The sequence below is a fragment of the Aurantimonas sp. NFXS3 genome, assembly GCF_049132005.1.
GTDB lineage: Bacteria > Pseudomonadota > Alphaproteobacteria > Rhizobiales > Rhizobiaceae > Aurantimonas > Aurantimonas coralicida.
In genome coordinates this window covers 14,534-32,493 of sequence record NZ_JAGDDZ010000002.1, presented here as the reverse complement: position 1 = coordinate 32,493, position 17,960 = coordinate 14,534, and the positions used below count along the sequence as shown (strand labels likewise).

The 17,960-nt window shown below is 68.4% G+C and carries 15 protein-coding genes; 8 read left to right on the top strand and 7 right to left on the bottom strand.

Annotated features, from left to right (window positions below; all coding sequences use genetic code 11):
- Positions 1–13 precede the first annotated feature (13 nt).
- Entirely contained in the window at positions 14–1,468 is a 1,455-nt protein-coding gene (locus J3367_RS05345) for an MFS transporter (protein ID WP_024352193.1), read from the bottom strand.
- Positions 1,465–2,346 (bottom strand): MOSC domain-containing protein, encoded by an 882-nt coding sequence (locus J3367_RS05340; protein ID WP_024352192.1) that lies wholly within the window; start codon positions 2,344–2,346, stop codon positions 1,465–1,467. The genes J3367_RS05345 and J3367_RS05340 overlap by 4 nt, the downstream gene beginning before the upstream one ends.
- Before the next feature lie 110 nt (positions 2,347–2,456).
- Between J3367_RS05340 and J3367_RS05335 the strand changes: the two genes are divergently transcribed.
- Positions 2,457–2,585, top strand: coding sequence for a hypothetical protein (locus J3367_RS05335; protein ID WP_266102198.1), 129 nt, complete (start codon positions 2,457–2,459; stop codon positions 2,583–2,585).
- A gap of 92 nt (positions 2,586–2,677) precedes the next feature.
- On the opposite strand, the gene J3367_RS05330 is transcribed toward J3367_RS05335, so the two are convergent.
- Positions 2,678–7,582, bottom strand: coding sequence for an NAD-glutamate dehydrogenase (locus J3367_RS05330; RefSeq protein WP_421460358.1), 4,905 nt, complete (start codon positions 7,580–7,582; stop codon positions 2,678–2,680).
- Positions 7,583–7,695: 113 nt separating this feature from the next.
- Here J3367_RS05330 and J3367_RS05325 point away from each other — a divergent pair, with 113 nt between their 5' ends.
- The gene (locus J3367_RS05325) at positions 7,696–8,274 is read left to right on the top strand and encodes a peroxidase-related enzyme (RefSeq protein WP_029703786.1); all 579 of its coding nucleotides are present in this window, start codon (positions 7,696–7,698) and stop codon (positions 8,272–8,274) included.
- A 639-nt stretch (positions 8,275–8,913) separates the two neighbouring features.
- On the opposite strand, the gene J3367_RS05320 is transcribed toward J3367_RS05325, so the two are convergent.
- The 4 genes from J3367_RS05320 to J3367_RS05305 form a co-directional block, all read right to left on the bottom strand.
- Entirely contained in the window at positions 8,914–9,831 is a 918-nt protein-coding gene (locus J3367_RS05320) for a DMT family transporter (RefSeq protein ID WP_035695281.1), read from the bottom strand.
- Positions 9,832–10,241: 410 nt separating this feature from the next.
- Positions 10,242–10,880: a TPM domain-containing protein gene (locus J3367_RS05315; RefSeq protein WP_024352188.1), complete on the bottom strand. Its 639-nt coding sequence runs from the start codon at positions 10,878–10,880 to the stop codon at positions 10,242–10,244.
- Positions 10,881–10,882: 2 nt separating this feature from the next.
- Complete coding sequence (locus J3367_RS05310) at positions 10,883–11,725, bottom strand: TPM domain-containing protein (protein ID WP_035695280.1); 843 nt, start codon at positions 11,723–11,725, stop codon at positions 10,883–10,885.
- A gap of 55 nt (positions 11,726–11,780) precedes the next feature.
- Positions 11,781–12,410 (bottom strand): LemA family protein, encoded by a 630-nt coding sequence (locus J3367_RS05305; RefSeq protein ID WP_024352186.1) that lies wholly within the window; start codon positions 12,408–12,410, stop codon positions 11,781–11,783.
- 119 nt (positions 12,411–12,529) lie between these two features.
- On the opposite strand from J3367_RS05305, the gene J3367_RS05300 reads away from it, so the two are divergent.
- The 6 genes from J3367_RS05300 (at position 12,530) to mdh (ending at position 17,944) form a co-directional block, all read left to right on the top strand.
- A complete protein-coding gene (locus tag J3367_RS05300) occupies positions 12,530–12,787 on the top strand; it encodes a hypothetical protein (protein WP_024352185.1) in 258 nt (85 codons plus the stop codon).
- A gap of 9 nt (positions 12,788–12,796) precedes the next feature.
- Complete coding sequence (gene pdxY / locus J3367_RS05295; protein WP_024352184.1) at positions 12,797–13,690, top strand: pyridoxal kinase PdxY; 894 nt, start codon at positions 12,797–12,799, stop codon at positions 13,688–13,690.
- 145 nt (positions 13,691–13,835) lie between these two features.
- Entirely contained in the window at positions 13,836–14,486 is a 651-nt protein-coding gene (locus tag J3367_RS05290) for a carbonic anhydrase (protein ID WP_024352183.1), read from the top strand.
- Between the two features lie 182 nt (positions 14,487–14,668).
- On the top strand, positions 14,669–15,226 hold the full coding sequence (locus J3367_RS05285; protein ID WP_421460353.1) for an AprI/Inh family metalloprotease inhibitor: 558 nt from the start codon (positions 14,669–14,671) through the stop codon (positions 15,224–15,226).
- A gap of 93 nt (positions 15,227–15,319) precedes the next feature.
- Complete coding sequence (gene zapE / locus J3367_RS05280; RefSeq protein WP_024352181.1) at positions 15,320–16,480, top strand: cell division protein ZapE; 1,161 nt, start codon at positions 15,320–15,322, stop codon at positions 16,478–16,480.
- A gap of 501 nt (positions 16,481–16,981) precedes the next feature.
- Complete coding sequence (mdh, locus tag J3367_RS05275) at positions 16,982–17,944, top strand: malate dehydrogenase (RefSeq protein WP_024352180.1); 963 nt, start codon at positions 16,982–16,984, stop codon at positions 17,942–17,944.
- The last annotated feature ends 16 nt before the right edge of the window (positions 17,945–17,960 follow it).

Sequence of the window (17,960 nt, the reverse complement as noted above, 5' to 3'; positions counted from 1 at the left end):
AGTGCCGGCCGGCCTATGCGGCCGGCTGGCGCTCTCCGCCGGCATCCTGGCCCCTGCCGACCGCGCGGGGGCCCGGCGTTCCCAGAAGGATCGCCAGCCCGACGACGAAGAACAGGATCAGCGCCGACATGCCGATGCGCGACGCGGTCGCCGGGTCCGTCAGGCCGGCAGCGACCGCGGTGAAGGCCGCGACGGCCGCCGTGCCGAGGAAGGACGTCGCGCGGCCGGTGAGGGCGTAGAAGCCGAAATAGCGGCCGGCCTCGTCGGCGGTGACCGATTGCGCCAGCCAAGAGCGCGACGAGGCCTGGACCGGGCCGAAGGCCAGCCCGATCAGCAGGCCGAAGACGATGTAGCTCTTCTCCGCCGGCGTGGCGAAGAGGCCCGTCGCCTCGGACGGCGCGAAGGTCAAAAGCCCGAACAGGGTGGAGTCCGGCGCCGTCGAGATGATCCCGATCGTCGCCGTCATCAGGCAGAGGATCGAGGCGACGATGACCGCCTTGGAGCCCAGCCGCGCGTCGAGAACGCTGGCGCCGACGCAGCCGAGAATGGCCGTGACGTTGAGAATGACGCCGAACAGGCCGCTCTCGGTGATCGACCAGCCGAACATGCCGGCGGCGAAGGCGCCGCCGAGGACGAGCAGCGCATTGACGCCGTCCTGGTAGATCATCCGCGCGATCAGAAAGCGGAACAGCGTGCCGCGCACCCGGATCTCGCGATAGGTCGCCTTCAGGTCCTTCAGCCCGTCCCGTGCGGCGACGCGGATCGGCTCGGCCTTCTTGCGATCGGGCGTCAGCAGGAACATCGGCAGGACGAAGACCAGGTACCAGAGGGCCGAGAGCGGGCCGGTCGCCCGTGCGCCTTCGCCCTCGGCCGGGTCGAGGCCGAACCAGGGCTCGAGGCCAAGCAGGGTCAGGCCGCTCTCTGGCGATCCCGCCAGGAAGGCGAGGGTGACGAACAGGAAGACGATCCCGCCGACATAGCCGAGACCCCAGGCGAGGTTGGACACCCGCCCGATGGAATCGCGATGGACGAGGCGGGGGATCATGGCGTCGTTGAAGACGATGGAGAATTCCGCTGCCACCATGGCGAAGACGATGAGCGCGGCAGCGAAGATCAGCGGCGTGCCGGGCGCGGCGAACCACAGGAGCAGCAGCGCGAGGATCTTCACGACGGCGAAGCTGGCGATCCACGGCTTGCGGGGCCCGGCCCGGTCGGCGATCGAGCCGAGAAAGGGCGACAGGATCGCCACGCAGATGCCGACGAGGGTCACCGCGCCACTCCACCAGGCCTGGCCGGTGGCCGGATCGGAGGCGAGCTGGGAGACGAAATAGGGCCCGAAGACGAAGGTGATGACGACGGTGAAGAAGGGCTGGGCGGCGAAGTCGAAGGTCATCCAGCCCCAGACGGCGCGCTGGCGCAGCGGGACCCGGTAGGGCAGCCCGGCGACGGTCGGTGCGAGTTCGGTCATCGATCGGCGCCGCGGCCCGATGCGTCGCGCACGGCGGGTGCGCCACCGCGCCGGGCGACGACCTCCACCGGGTCGCCGGGGCGGATCACGGCCGGACCGCGCGGCACCGCGTTCCAGCCGAACAGCAGGCCGGGCACGCGCGGCGTTGCCGAGAACCGGATGCGGCGCATGGCGTCCATCGGCTGGGTGCCGGCGATCATGCCGGTCGTCTGGTCCACGGTCGTGACGATGCAGCGGGCGCAGGGTTTGACCAGATCGATCACCGCCTCGCCAACGCGGATGGTGGCCCAGTCGTCCTCGGCCCAGGCCTCGGCGCCGTCGATGACCAGGTTCGGCCGGAAGCGGCTCATCGGCACGGCGTCCCCGTCCTGGCGGACGATGTCGCCGTTGAGCGCGCGCAGCGAGGCCGGATTGGCGATCAGCAGCGGGAAGCCATCGGCAAAGGCGACGGGCGGAACACCGTCGGTGCTCTCTGGCGCCCAGACCGGATCGATATGGCGGGCATCCGTCCGGTCGAGATGGACGAGCCGGACTGGCCGCTGCAGCCATTGCGACAGCGCCGCGTTGGTGGCGTCGTCGGCGAGGGCGGCATCGACCGCGTCGCCCCAGATGGTGACGGTCAGCCGGTCGTCGCCCTCCGGTACGGGAACGAAGCGCTCGCCGATTTCCTCGTAGGACAGGATAAGCCCGTCGACATCCGGCTGGGCGTCGAGCAGCGCCAGCGGCGGATGCTCGCGCTGGGAGAGGAACCGGCCCGTCTCGTCGACCAGCATCCAGCGGCGGTCGCCCTCGAGGCCCCACACCTCCAGTGCATTTTCGTCGCGTTCGATCGACCGTCCGGCTTTCACCGGATGGATGTGGATGGATCCGAGTTCCATCACTCCCCCTTATTCGCTGGGCGTGACATCCGAAAGATGCCATCCCCCACGACGTCCCCCACGTGCTATTCTGTCAGCGGATCAATCAGGATTCCACAAAGGATACGATCATGGCCAAGGGTCAGGTGCGCGGCAACAAGGAAGTCCGAAAGCCGAAGGCGGACAAGACGAAGGCAGCGGTGCCAGTGACGGTGCCCGGCAAGTTCGCGGCGGCCCGGCCCGACGCCAAGAAGGGCTGAGGCCCGGCCCGGTCCCTCATGCGCCGGCCAGCCTTGCTGGCCGGCCACCAGCCGCCCTCGCGCGGCACTTCCATTTCCCCCTCTGCCGGCGTCTAGCCGGCCAGATCCGACAACAGGCCCGCGGCGACCGTCAGCCGCGCCACCGAGGTGCCGCCCGATCCGGCGAGGGCGCCGATCTGCCCCCCGATCCGCTCGACCGCCGTCCGTCGGCTTTCCGCCCAGGCCGCGGCCGGGTCTTTCTCCGCGCCGAAGTCTCGCAGGGCCGTCGCCGTCAGCTTGCGCCGGGCACCGGCGATCTGGCTGCCGGCCCGCTCCAGGGCCAGCGTCTCGTAGTAATCGTCCGTCTGCAACGCGAAGAGCGCGGCTTCGAGCCGGCCAATCTCGAACTGCCGGGTGATGCCGAAATAGCAGCCGATGGTCGCTTCGAGCCCCGTCGATGTTTCACGTGAGACAGAGGCGATATCCGGCACCAGCGAGAGGAGCGGCAGCAGTGCGATCGCTTCGGCCACATCCTCCGGCACGCCCTTCTCGACGAAAGCCTCGGCGCGCGACTGGGCCTCGGCCCGGCCGGCCTCGGTGGCCAGCTCGACGAGCTGCGGTTTGAGCTTGTCCAGCGCGTCGCGGCTGGCGACGACCGCGCCGGTCAGGCCGCCCTCGAAGCTTTCGTTCTGGACATACCAGCGGGTCGTGCGGATCAGGAACCGGCCGATCTCCGCATAGAGCGCGTTCTGGGTCTCGCCATGCAGCGTGCCGTCCAGCGCGTCCACCCGTTCGTAGAGCGAGCGCACGTCGAGGCCGTCGCGCGCCGCAATGAAGGCCTGCACGATCTGGGCCGGCGAGGCACCGGAGGATTCACGCAGCACCGTGACGAAGGTCGGGCCGGTGCGGTTGACCACCTCGTTGGCCAGCACCGTAGAGATGATCTCGCGGCCGAGGCGATGGCCCTCGATGTCCCGCGCGAAGTCCCGCTGCATCGGCACCGGAAAATAGTCGTTCAGGCGGTCTTCCAGATACGGGTCGTCGGGCAGGTCGCTGGCGACGAGCTGGTCGAACAGGGTGATCTTGGCATAGGCGATCAGCACCGCGATCTCGGGCCGGGTGAGGCCCCGACCGGTCGCCCGCAGATCGGCGATGGCGGCTTCCGACGGCAGCGTCTCCACCGCCCGGTCGAGCTCGCCGGCATCTTCCAGAACGCTCATGAACCGCGCCTGCAGGGCAAGCGCCGAGGCCCCGGCCCGCTCTTCCAGCGACAGGGCGAGCGTCTGTTCGTAATTGTTGGCGAGGACGAGCTCGGCGACCTCGTCGGTCATGTCGGCCAAAAGCGCGTTGCGCTCCTCGCGGGTGAGGCGGCCGGATTCCATCGCGCTCTTCAGGGCGATCTTGATGTTCACCTCGACGTCGGAGGTGTTCACGCCGGCCGAATTGTCGATGGCGTCGGAATTGATCCGTCCGCCGGCGGCCGCGAACTCGATGCGCCCGCGCTGGGTGACGCCGAGATTGGCGCCCTCGCCGACGACCCGGGCCCTGACTTCGGCGGCGGCAACGCGCACCGGATCGTTGGCGCGGTCACCGACATCGGCGTTGGATTCGTTGCCGGCGCGCACATAGGTGCCGATGCCGCCGAACCAGAGCAGGTCGGCCGGCGCCTTGAGGATCGCGCTGATGATCTCGGCGGGCGTGCCCGAGCGCTTGTCCCAGCCGATCGCGTCGGCGGCTTCCTGCGACAGATGCACCATCTTGTCGCGCCGCGAGAACACCCCGCCGCCCTGCGAGATCGTGGCGCGGTCGTAGTCGTTCCAGGACGAGCGCGGCGTCTCGAACAGACGCTGGCGCTCGGCAAAGGAGGTCGCCGGATCGGGATCGGGGTCGATGAAGATGTCGCGGTGGTCGAAGGCCGCGATCAGCCGCGTCGTCTTCGACAGGAGCATGCCGTTGCCGAAGACGTCGCCCGACATGTCGCCGCAACCGACGACGGTGAAGGGCTCCGACTGGATGTCGCGGTCCATCTCGCGGAAGTGGCGCTTGACCGCCTCCCAGGCGCCGCGTGCGGTGATGCCCATGGCCTTGTGGTCGTAGCCGGCCGAGCCGCCGCTGGCGAAGGCGTCGTCGAGCCAGAACTCGTTCGACTGGGCGATGGCGTTGGCGGTGTCGGAGAAGGTCGCCGTGCCCTTGTCGGCGGCGACGACGAAATAGGGATCGTCGCCGTCATAGCGGGTGACGTTGGGTGGTGTGACCACATCCTCGCCGACGATGTTGTCGGTGATCGACAGGAGGGAAGCGATGAAGACGACATAGGCCGAGCGGCCGGCGGCAAACCAGGCGTCGCGGTCGGACGGGTCGGGCAGGCGCTTGGGGTAGAAGCCGCCCTTGGCGCCGACCGGCACGATCACCGCGTTCTTGACCTGCTGCGCCTTGACTAGACCCAGCACCTCGGTGCGGTAGTCCTGGGCGCGGTCCGACCAGCGCAGGCCGCCGCGGGCGACCGGGCCGAAGCGCAGATGGACGCCCTCGACGCGGGCGTCGAAGACGAAGATCTCGCGATAGGGGACCGGGGCCGGCAGGCCCTCGACGGCGGCGGATTCGAACTTGAAGGCGAGCGCCGGGGCGACCGCGCCGGGTTCGGAAACCGGCTCGGCGGAGATGCCGTCGACGGCGTAGTAATTGGTCCGCAGCGTGGCGAGGATGGCGCCCATGAAGCGGCGCACGATGCGGTCGTCGTCGATGGAATCGACGTCTTCCAGGGCTTCGCAGATCGCCGCATGGATCTCGCCGGCGCCCCGCGCCTTTGCGCGGCGGGCCTGCCGCGCATCCGGCTCGCTCTCGCCGTCTTCGGATGCCGCATCGGTTTCGGCCGGGGCCGGGTGCTCGGGATCGAAGCTTGCCGCGAAGAGATCCCACAGCAGGCGGGCGATCTGTGGCTGGCGCATCAGGGCGGCGCCGAGATAGTCGGGCGAATAGGCGAGGCCCGTCTGGCGCAGATAGCGCGAATAGGCGCGCAGCACATTGGCCTGGCGCAGGTCCAGCCCGGCCTCCAGCACTAGCGCGTTGAACCCGTCATTTTCGATGCGGCCGGCCCAGACATTGGCGAAGGTCGCTTCCAGCGCGGCGCCGTCGTCGTCGAGCGCGATGTCGCCGCCGCGGCTGCGCTTCAGGTCCATGTCGTGGATATGCACCGTCTCGCCGTCGGGCCGCACGATCCGGTAGGTGCGTTCGGAGACGGCGGAGAAGCCCATGTTCTCGAGGATCGGCACGCGGGTCGAGAGCGCGAGGGCCGCGCCCAGATGATAGATCTTCAGCCGCAGGAGGTCGGGCGCATCGTTCTCGCGGCGATGGAAGGTGACGCGTACCTCCTCGCCTTCTGAGAGCGCCATGATGATCCCTGCGTCGTCCACGGCCTCGGTCGGGGAGACGACGTCGCGATAGCTTTCCGGCAGGCCCGGCGCGAGGCGACCGTATTCGCCGGCATGGCCGGCGGCCGACAGGGCGGCGGTGAACTCGTCCTCCCAGTTCTTGGCCATCTCGACGACGCGCGCTTCCAGCTGCGCCGTGTCGACCTCGGGCGTGGTGCCGCCGGCGCGTCCGATGATGAAGTGGACGCGGGCGAGCGGCCCTTCGGGGAAGGCTGGGTAATAGGCCGAGACATGACCGTCATAGGCCTCGGCAAGCATCAGGCCGATCCGTTCGCGCAGGCGAGAATCGTAGCGCTCGCGCGGCACGAAGACGAGGATGGAGACGAAACGGTGGAAGCGGTCGACGCGCGACAGGATTTTTACCCGCGGGCGTTCGCCGAGCTCCACGATGGTCGAGGCGTAGCGCTCCAGCAGCGCCACGTCGATCTGGAAGACCTCGTCGCGGGAATAGGATTCCAGCGCGTTGAGCAGCGCCTTGGCCGAGTGCGAACCGGGGCGCAGGCCCGAGCGGCTGATCACCGTTTCGGCCTTCAGCCGCAGATAGGGAATGGTCAGGATCGAGCGCGTGTAGGCGCTGGAGGTGAACAGGCCGACAATGCGCAGCTCGCCGACGAAATTGCCGTCGGCGTCGAACTGCTTGACCCCGACATAGTCCATATAGGCGCGGCGATGGACCAGTGAGCGGGCATTGGCCTTGGTGACGATCAGCGGGGTCGGCGCTTCCAGAAAGGCGCGGATCTCCGGCGTCGTCGTCATGCGGCGGCCGGGCCGACCGAGAATGCGCACGTCGGGATCGGCCAGGATGCCGAGCCCGGCATCGTCGCGCCGTTCCAGCGCCTCGCCCTCGCTGCCGGGCAGATAGTCGTATTCGCGGCAGCCGAGGAAGATGAAATTGTCGTCGCGCAGCCATTCGAGCAGCCGGGCGGCTTCCTCGAAGGTGGTCTTCAGATCGGCGTCGTCGAGGCGCGAGGCCTGGCGGTGCAGCGCCTCGACGGATTCGCTGGCGCGGTTGCGCATGGCATCGAAATCGGCATTGGCGTTGGCGACCTGGCCGAGGATCGCCTCGAGCCGGGACTTGAGCGCCGTGTTCGCGTCACCGTCGCCCAGGGGATCGACGGCGAACTGGATCAGGCTGGTCCGGTCGGCTTCGCCCAGCACCATGTCGCGGGGATGGGAGGCCGAGAAGCTGGTGACCTCGCCGGCCGCGCCGCGCAGCACGTCGAGGATCGGATGGGAGATGTAGCGGATGCCGACGGCGGAATCGGCGATCTCGGCGGTCACCGAGTCGAACAGGAACGGCATGTCGTCGCTGACGACGGTGATCAGTTCCAGCTTGCGCCCGTCGCGCAGGACGAATCCGTCCGGCTGTTCGATGCGCACCAGATGCGCGCCCCGGCGGTGATCGCACAGCGCCTCGAAGCCGGCGCGGGCCGCCAGCGCCAGCGCCTCGGGCGTGAACTCGGCCAGATCCTCGGCCGGCGGGCGGGCAAAGAGCAGCGGGGCGAGGGTGGCTTCGGCGCCATCCTCCCCGATGGCCGCCTCGATCACAGACAGGATCTCCGTCTTGGTCGTTGCGGGATGGTCCATGGGGTGCCCTCCGATGCGACTGCTTGTCGTGTCCGACACCCTATCATAGGAATCCCGCCACGACCTTCGAGGGCAAGTGGTGTCCCGGGCGTCGCTGGAACGTGGGAGGAAGCATGACGCAGCAACAGGACAGGCCCGTGACAGCACTCGGCCTGGCGATGGCCGAGCCCCTGTCGGAGCGCACCCGGGCGTTCTTCGCCAAATGCCAGGAAAAGCTCGGCCTCGTGCCGAACGTCCTCCTCGCCTACGCCTTCGACGAGCGCAAGCTGGAGGCTTTCTCCACCTTCTACAACGATCTGATGCTGGGGGAGAGCGAGCTGTCGAAGCTCGACCGCGAGATCATCGCCGTCGTCGTCTCCTCGATCAATCACTGCCATTATTGCCTGACCGCCCATGGTGCCGCCGTGCGCCAGCTTTCCGGCGACCCCGGCTTCGGCGAGGCGATCGCCCAGAACTGGCGCGCCGCCGGGCTCGACGACCAGCGCGCCGCGATGCTGGATTTCGTCGTCCAGCTGACCGAGCGGCCGGACACCATCGTCGAGGCGGACCGGCAGGCGCTGCGCGACGCGGGTTATACGAACCGGGGCATCTTCGACATCGCCGCGGTGGCGGCGTTTTTCGCCATGTCCAACCGCGTCGCCTCGGCCACCGACATGCGCCCCAATGACGACTATCACGCCATGGCGCGGTAGCGCGGGGTGATGGGGGCGCCGGCGTTCGTGAGGTGCGATGGCGCTGGGTGCTGCGAAGGTGCCGGTGCGGCGAGGCACACGCGGTGGCAGCGGTCCGGGCCGCTAGATTGTTGGCTCGGGCCGCGACCGTTTGTGCAGTGGCGGCGGTTTGGCATGGGGCCTCGGGTCAAGCCCGAGGATGACACCTGAGTTGGGTGATGCGGTTCCCCGTCCATCGCCGTGTCGAGGGCGATCGGTCGAAAAACGCAGGCGTTGCTTCGTGCGCCGGCAAACGCTCCTACCCCACCGCGCGTCATCCTCGGGCTTGACCCGAGGACCCATGCCTCGACCGTGCCGGCATCCTCTGCGGTGCAGAAGCCGCACGGCGCGGATCATGACGCACGTCTTGGGTGAGGCAACTCCCCGTCATCCGCTGCACCGTGCCGCGATCGGTACGACTATGGGCGCCACTTTGTCCTCCGAGACGAGCGCCCACCCATCCCCCGCGCGCTATCCTCGGGCTTGACCCGAGGACCCATGCCTCGACCGTGCCGGCATCCTCTCTGCTGCAGAAGACCCGCACAAGCGGACCGCACGTCGAGATGGTCCGGGCAACGACAGTCGGCCCTCGCCACCCACCACCCACCCGCATCACGCCCGCTAGCCGCCGGTGTGCTCCGCGAACCGGCGCTTCGCCATCCCGGCCAGTCGCCCGTCGATGGCGGCGAGGCCGGTGCCGATCAGGGCCATGCCGGCGAGGTGCTGCAGTTCCAGGACTTCGCCGAGGACCAGCGAGCCGAGAATGATGGCGCTGACCGGGACGAGGATCGTCACGAGCAGGATGTTGGTGGCGCCGGCCGTCGCCAGGATGCGGAAATAGAGGACATAGGCCAGCGCGGTGGACAGGGCGGCGATGCCGAGGATGGCGCCCCATGTCGCCGGGCCCGGCATGGCGATGGTCCAGGGGCGGTCCACCAGAAGGGCGAGGGGGAGAAGCATCGCGGTCGAGGCGGTTACCTGGCCCGTCGCCGTCGCCATGGGCGCCACGCCCATGCGCCGGAAGCGGCGTCCGAAGACACCGGCCAGTGCATAGGAGAAGGCCGCGGCGAGGCAAGCAAGCTGGGCGGCGATGTCGCTGCCGACGGTGCGGAGGGCCCCGGGCCCGAGCATCACCACGACTCCTGCGAAGCCGAGCACCACCCCGGCCAGCCGGTGGCCGGTCACCTTCTCGTCGCGCGTCAGGATATGGGCGACCACCACCCCGAAGAGCGGCGTCGTCGCATTGAGGATCGAGGCGAGGCCCGAGCCGATCTGCGTCTGACCCCAAACGATCAGGCTGAACGGGACGAGATTGTTGAGGAAGCCCATGCCGACGAAGGCGGCCCAGATCCGCCGGTCACGCGGCATGGCGTGGCCGAGGACGCGCATGACCGCCCACAGGATCATCGCCGCCAGTCCGACGCGCAGGACGACGATGGTGAAGGGCGGCAGTTCGCGCACCGCAACGCCGGTGAAGAAGAAGGACCCGCCCCACAGGACGGACAGCGCCAGCAGCATCGCCCATTCGGCCGACGTCATGCTGCGATTGGCGGGGTGTGTCTGGATGGCGCGCACGGTCTGCTCCTCGGCTGAGGACGTTAGTGGGGGCCGTCGGGGGCGCCCACCCGATTTCCGGGCGGCGACGGTTGGGGGGATGTCCGTTGTGGGCAGCGGCGGCGGCAACGGTTTGGCGTGGGTCCTCGGGTCAAGCCCGAGGATGACGCGCGGTGATGGGGAATGATCATCCTGAGACGGCGCGGTGCTTCAGTCCGGCCCGGCCCGGTCCGGCTCAGCATGAGGGTGACGGCGAGCCGCAACATCCAACCTCGGCGTCATCCTCGGGCTTGACCCGAGGACCCATGCCTCGCCGGTTCGGCCATCCGCTCCGCTGGCGACCATCCACCCGCTGCCGGCCATCCGCTCCGCTGCCGGATGCGCCCCGCCGCCCCTCAGATCTCCACGAGCCGGTCGGGGATCTCGTTGGTATTGCGGTGGTCGCCGGGGAAGTGCGCGGTGAGGATGGCGCCTGCGGCGTGGGCGGCGGCGACGTAGCCGTCGGCCAGGCGATCCTCGGCGGCGGCGGTGACGAGGTCTGCGACGATGGCGTCCCAGCTCTCCTGCGGGACCTTGGCGGCGATGGCGTCGTCGGCGACGATCTCGGCAAAGCGCTCGGCTTCGGAGACGAAGATCAGGATGCCGGTGCGCCCCGCCGTGGTGTGGAGGTTATGGGCGAAGAACTGCTGCAGGGCCGACCGGTGCGCCCGGCGTTCGGCAATGGCGCGGGGCACGAAGGCCATGCGCAGGGTCCGGGACAGGGCGAAGGCCGCCAGCATGGCGAGGACGATGACGATCTGCCCGCCCAAGAGCGCCGCGGCCGAGACCGTGACGCCGAAGAGCGGCGCCAGCAGCAGGGTGACGCCGGCCACCAGCAGCGCGATGGCGAGGGCGGCCGTGGCGGAGACGAAATGATAGCCGTCGCTCGCCCGGGCGAAGACCGCGTATATCTCGCCGGTCGTAGCGATCTCGGCCTCGCGGATCGCCGAGGCAATGCGGGCATGATCGGCTTCGGTGAAGGTCAGTCTTGCCATGGTCACCAGCTCCCCGACGATCCGCCGCCGCCAAACGATCCTCCGCCGCCGGAAAAGCCACCGCCCCCCGAAAAGCCGCCACCGCCGCCGAAGCCACCCCCGAAGCCGCTGCGCGATCCCGACATGCGGCTCGCCTGGCCGAGCGTCCAGACGATCCCGAGCCAGCGATAGCGGTTGCGACCGATCTTCTTGCCGAAGCGGCGGGCAAGGCCCGTCATCGCAAAGGCGCCGAGAACGAGAATCCAGACCCCGGCGAACATCAGGGTGAAGGCGATGCCGGCAAAATCCTCGCCGCTCCAGTCCTGGTTGCGTTCGGCCCGGGCCTGAAGCTCGGCCGCGTCGCCGGAGAGCACCTGGATGATGCCGTCGACGCCGCGGCTGATGCCGCCGGGATAATCGCCGCTGCGAAACGCCGGCAGGATGTCGTTCTGGATGATCAGCGAGGAGAGGGCGTCGGTGAGGGTGCCTTCGAGCCCGTAGCCAACCTCGATGCGCACCTCGCGGTCGTCGCGGCTGACCAGGAGGACGACGCCGTTGTTTTCCTCCGCCTGGCCGATGCCCCATTCGCGGCCGAGCCGGTTGGCGTAGTCGGCAATCTCGGCGCCCTGCAGGTCCGGAACGGTGACGACGACGACCTGGTCGCTGCCCTGTGCCTCGAAGGCCGCCAGCTTCTCGGTCAGTGCGGTCTCGGTCGCCGGATCGAGAAGATCCGCCGTGTCGACCACCCGTCCGGTGAGGGGCGGGAACTCCTGCGCGGCGGCAGGCGCGACCAGCGCAAGGACGGCCGCCAGCACCAGAAGGCGGCCCAGCGCGGCGAGCGCGCCGCGTCCACCTGCCATCGACATTTGCCGGATCCGATCCATGGGCGCGGGCCTTTCGGTCAGTTGGCTGCCAGCCGGCTCACTGGCCGAAATCCACCTTCGGCGGCGTCGCCGAGCCGGCGGTCGCGGTGAAGGGCTCCATCGGCTGGGCCTCCGGATAGAAGAAGGAGGCGATCCAGCGGCCGGGGATCGTCCGCAGCTCGGTGTTATAGACCCGCACCGCCTCGATATAGTCGCGGCGGGCAACGGATATCCGGTTCTCGGTGCCCTCGAGCTGGCTCTGCAGGGCAAGGAAGTTCTGGTTGGACTTGAGGTCCGGATAGGCTTCGACGGTCGCCAGCAGCCGCGACAGGGCGCCGCCGAGCTGGTCCTGCGCCGCCTGGAATTTCTGCACCATGGCCGGGTCGCTGAGCTGGTCGGCGTCGACGGTGATCTGGGTCGCCTTGGCCCGTGCCTCGACCACCGCCGTCAGAACTTCGCGCTCCTGGGCGGCAAAGCCCTTCACGGTCTCGATCAGGTTGGGGATCAGATCGGCCCGGCGCTGATACTGGTTCTCGACCTGCGACCACGCCGCGCGCGCCTGCTCCTGATAGGTGGGAATGGCGTTGATCCCGCAGGCCGACAGCATCGGCGCCATGAGCGCCACGACGAGGGCGGTCAGATACGGGCGGAGCCGGAGCGGCGGAAGGATCTTGGCAGCGGACAGCATCAACGGTCTCCGGTCAAAAGGGCTTGTCCGGCATGTCTAGCGCATCCGGCCGTAGCGCAGAAGACAATCGTTGCGTCCGGGCTGTTGCCCTCGCGGGGGTTTTGCGACAGAGCTTTCCCATGACCCGGCCTCACGACGACGACGCGCAGCAACGCGAAGCCAAGGCGATCCTGGAACGCATCCGGCAGGAAACGGAGCCGCAGATCGGTGCCCATACCTTCTCGCTCCTGTTCCGCACCCGCGACCATTTCATGGCGACCGATGCCGACCCGAACGACCGCATCGAGGTCATCGGCACGCGGATCGGCCGGCTGGCGGGCATTGTCGGCTTCATCGTGTTCGGGCTTATGCTCGCCGATTTCCTCATGCGTTCCTGAACATCCGACATGTCGATAGCCGCGTCTTCCGCCCATCACGACCGTCCGGCGGTCATCTGCGTCTCCAGCCATGTGGCGCGCGGCACGGTGGGCAACCGGGCCGCCGTCTTCGCGCTGGAATCGCTGGGGTTCCCGGTGTGGTCGGTGCCCACCGTGACGCTGCCCTGGCATCCGGGGCATGGGCCGGCGACGCGGATCGTGCCGCCGGCCGGCGATTTCGCCGCGCTGATGGATGATTTGGCCGGATCGCCCTGGCTCGGCGAGGTCGGGGCCGTGCTGACCGGCTATTTCGGCGATGGCGAACAGGTCGAGCCGACGGCGCGGCTGGTGGAGGCGGTCAAGCGCGCCAATCCCGGCGCCACCTATATCTGCGACCCGGTGCTCGGCGATCGCGGGCGCATGTACCAGTCGCAGGCGACGGTCGACGCGATCCGCGACCGGTTGATCCCGCTGGCCGACATCGCGACGCCGAACCGCTTCGAGCTGGAATTCCTCACCGGGCTGGAATTCACCGACAATTCCCATCTGATCGAGGCGGCGGCGACGCTCGGGCCCGAGGCCGTCGTGGTGACCTCGGCCTTCCCGATGCTGCGCGGCGGGATCGGCAATCTTCTGGTGCGTGACTTCCAGGCCATTCTCGCCGAACACCGGGTGGTGGAGAATGCGCCCCACGGGCTCGGCGACCTGACGGCGGCGGTGTTCCTTGCCCGCACCCTGTCGGGCGCCAAGGGCGAGAAGGCGCTGCAGAGCGCAACGGCGACGGTGGTCGAGATCCTGGCGCGGACGACCAAGCGGGGGGCCGACGAGCTGACGCTGGAGACCGATACGGACAGCCTCAAGCATCCGATGGCGATGGTGCAGATGCGCCGTCTGGCCTATCCGGGCGGCGGCCGGCGCGCCTGAACTGCGTGGCCGCGTGGATTTCACGTGAAACATCGCTTGCCGTCGGCGCTGCCTGTATCTAGTTCGAGGAACGCGTCCCCGCGACGACAGCGGGGCGGGCCCGGCCTGATTGATTGCGCCGGGGCAAGCCGGTAGTGATCTGATCATGACGAAGTATCTTCCCGACCATCTCCTCAACGGCTATCGCGCCTTCCTGGCGAACCGCCTGCCGCAGGAGCGCGACCGCCTGCGCGACCTGGCCGAGCAGGGCCAGCATCCCAAGACCATGGTGATCGCCTGCTGCGACTCCCGCGCCGCGCCGGAAACCCTGTTCGACGCCGCACCGGGCGAGATTTTCGTGGTGCGCAACGTCGCCAATCTGGTGCCGCCCTACGAGCCGGACGGCGAGTATCACGCGACCTCGGCAGCGCTGGAATTCGCGCTGCACGCCCTGAAGGTCGAGCATGTCGTGGTCCTCGGCCATGGCGGCTGCGGCGGCATCCACGCCGCGCTGTCGCCCTCGGCAGAGCCGCTGTCGCCGGGCGATTTCATCGGCAAGTGGATGAGCCTGCTCGATCCCGTGTCGAAGGCCGTCGGCGCCAACGACCACATGACGGCGCGCGAGCGCCAGGCGGCGCTGGAGCGCATCGCCATCCGCTATTCGATCGCCAATCTGCGCACCTTCCCGACGGTCGAGGCGCTGGTGAAGGAAGGCAAGCTGTCGCTGCACGGCGCCTGGGTGGACATCGCCTCGGGCGAGCTCTGGGCGATGGACCCGGATACCGGCGATTTCCAGCGACCGCTGGCCGGCGAGTGATCAGGTCGTTTGCTGCGCCGCACCGGGCGATTTGCGTGTGACAATGGCCACAATCACGTGCTTGCGTTACGTTTTGGCACAATGGCATCTTGCGAAATGATCGCAGGGTTCGATCTATGGATGCGACGGACCGGCCGGCAGGTCGGATTGGCGAGGGACAGACATGCCGGGGAAAGTCTTCAATGACGCATAAGATGAAAGCCGGAGCGGCCGTCGTGGCACTGCTCCTCGTGGCGGGCTGCTCGCGGTCGATGCCGGAGATGGGACGCGACACCGGGCCGGCTCCGCTGCCGCCGGCACCTGCGGGCCGCGTGTCGGCCGACCAGCTGCCGCCACCCCCGCCGCCGCCGCCCGGCGCCAGCACCAACGCCTCGGCCGACTTCAACGCTTCGGCCGGGAACGACGGCGACGCGACGGCCGATGCCGGTGGGAACACCCAGGTCGCCTCGACCAGCTCCGAGCCGCTGTCGCGCACCAGCATGACCGGTTTTTACCAGGTCTCGGCCAGCGGCGGGAACTGCCGGGTCGGCCTGACGCTGACCCAGTATGACGAGAACTACAACGCCGCCTCGATGGGCTGCCCGGGCCGGCTGGCGGATGTGCGCCGCTGGTCCACCACCGGCAACCAGCTGCAGCTCAAGGATACGTCGGCGAACGTGATCGCCACCCTGACCTCGTCGGGCAAGAACCGCTTCACCGGCCAGACCACCACGGGCGTGCCGGTCGAGCTGTACCGCTAGAACGACCTAGAGACGATCGACGCCGGCCAGCGTGACGCGGCCGGCGTCGCCGTATCGGCCGTTTTCCAGTCGTTGAGTCGTGAAGGCGTGTCAGTGGCCGTGAATGCCAGGGAAAAGTCGCGCGGGCCGGTCCGGTCGGCGCTGGAACGCCTGATCGTCTCGGGCGAGATCGAGGCGGATTCGATCCAGCGCAGGCTGGCCGACAAGCTCGACCATCTCGACCAGGTCCTGTCGGCCGACATGGTCGCCTCCAAGAAGAGCGCGCTCGGCTGGCTGTTCGGCAAGAAGCGCGAAGCCGATCCCATCCGCGGGCTCTACATCTACGGCGATGTCGGCCGCGGCAAGACCATGATCATGGACATGTTCTTCCGCAGCGCCTCGGTCGCGGCCAAGCGCCGGGTGCATTTCCACGCCTTCATGGCCGACGTGCACGAACGGATCGGCGCGCACCGGGCGGCGGTCAAGGCGGGCACCGCCAAGGGCGACGACCCGATCCCGCCCGTGGCGCGGCAGATCGCCGACGAAGCGCGGCTTCTGTGCTTCGACGAGTTCACCGTCACCGACATCGCCGACGCGATGATACTGTCGCGGCTGTTCAAGGCGCTGTTCGACAACGGCATCGTCCTCGTCGCCACCTCCAACGTCGCGCCGGACGATCTGTATCGCGACGGGCTGAACCGCGGCCTGTTCCTGCCCTTCGTCGATACGCTGAAAGAGCATGTCGAGATCTTCGAGCTCGACGGGGCCGACGATTACCGTCTCGCGGTGCTGGGACGGGACGATCTCTATGTGACGCCCCTCGGCGAGGCCGCCGATGCACAACTCGACACGATCTGGACCCGGCTCCTCGACGGCACGAAGGAGGCGTCGGCCTCGCTCTCGGTGAAGGGCCGCACCATCGCGGTGCCGCGGGCCGGCAACGGCGCCGCGCGTTTCGCCTTCGAGGACCTCCTGACCCGCGCGCTCGGCGCGCAGGACTTTTTGGCTCTGGCACGGCGCTACCACACGCTGGTTCTCGACCGGGTTCCGGTCATGGCCGAAGCCGAGCGGAACGAGGCCAAGCGGTTCATCACCCTGGTCGACGCGCTTTATGACGGCGGCCGCCGCCTGGTGATCTCGGCCGAGGCGCCGGCCGACCAGCTCTACCGCGCCCGCTCGGGCACCGAGAAGTTCGAGTTCGACCGTACCATCTCGCGGCTGCACGAAATGCGCAGCGCGGAATATCTCGAACGCAACGCGGTTCCGGGCGCCTAGGCCAGCCGGCGATTGCAGGGCTGCGGCCGGTTTGTGCATCCGGTTGCGGCTGGATCGGGGGTCCTGGCCCCGGCTTGACCGTCGCCCGTTTCGGCGGTTCGGTGGCCCATGAGGCCCTGCGAGGCCTGCAATTGGCCCTGCGGACGAATGTTTCTGCGCCGACACGGACTTCTTGCGCTCTGGCGCTTCCGCCTTGATCGGGCTTGCCAATTGCTTTTACGTTTACGTAACCCCCAATGCATCTAACCGTTTGAATTCCTTGAGGCCCGTTTTCGCCGGTTGCATAAGCTACCGGTGCGGTCTATTGCCATGCCGCAACGGGGGCACCGTTGCGATGTCTTTCGTCCACTCGCTCGCGCGCGCGGAAGAACTCGCTGCGGCTGTCCCGGACAAGGTCGGATTCGGCGAGACGGGCGACACTCTCCCTTTTGCTGTGTTCGAAGACCATCCAGGCGGTTGCCGGTGCCGTTGCGGCCCGGCCTGCAGCAGAAGGATCAGCCCGTGGCACGCAAGAAGATCGCACTCATCGGTTCCGGCATGATCGGCGGCACGCTGGCGCATCTCGCCAGCCTGAAGGACCTCGGCGATGTCGTCCTTTTCGACATCTCCGAGGGGACGCCGCAGGGCAAGGCCCTCGACATCGCCCAGTCCGGCCCGGTCGAGGGCTTCGACGGCCATCTGTCGGGCGCCAACGACTATGCGGCCATCGAGGGCGCCGATGTCTGCATCGTCACCGCCGGCGTGCCGCGCAAGCCGGGCATGAGCCGCGACGATCTTCTCGGCATCAACCTCAAGGTCATGGAGCAGGTCGGCGCCGGCATCGCGAAATACGCGCCCGACGCCTTCGTCATCTGCATCACCAACCCGCTCGACGCGATGGTCTGGGCGCTGCAGAAGTTCTCGGGCCTGCCGAAGTCCAAGGTCGTCGGCATGGCCGGCGTTCTGGATTCCTCGCGCTTCCGCACCTTCCTCGCCGACGAGTTCAAGGTTTCGGTCGAGGACGTCACCGCCTTCGTTCTGGGCGGCCATGGCGACACGATGGTGCCGCTGACCCGCTATTCCACCGTGGCCGGCATCCCGCTGCCGGATCTGGTCAAGATGGGCTGGTGCTCGGCCGAGCGGCTCGAGGAGATCGTCCAGCGCACCCGCGACGGCGGCGCCGAGATCGTCGGCCTGCTGAAGACCGGCTCGGCCTATTACGCGCCGGCCTCCTCGGCGATCCAGATGGCCGAGAGCTTCCTGAAGGACAAGAAGCGCGTCCTGCCCTGCGCCGCCGCCCTCAAGGGCGAGTACGGCCTGAAGGACATGTATGTGGGCGTGCCCTGCGTCATCGGCGCCGACGGCGTCGAGCGGGTGATCGAGATCGAGCTGGATTCCGACGAGAAGGGCCAGTTCGAAAAGTCGGTTGCCTCGGTGCAGGGGCTCATGGAAGCCTGTCAGGGCATCGCGCCCAATCTCAAGTAAGCCAGTGACCGGATCC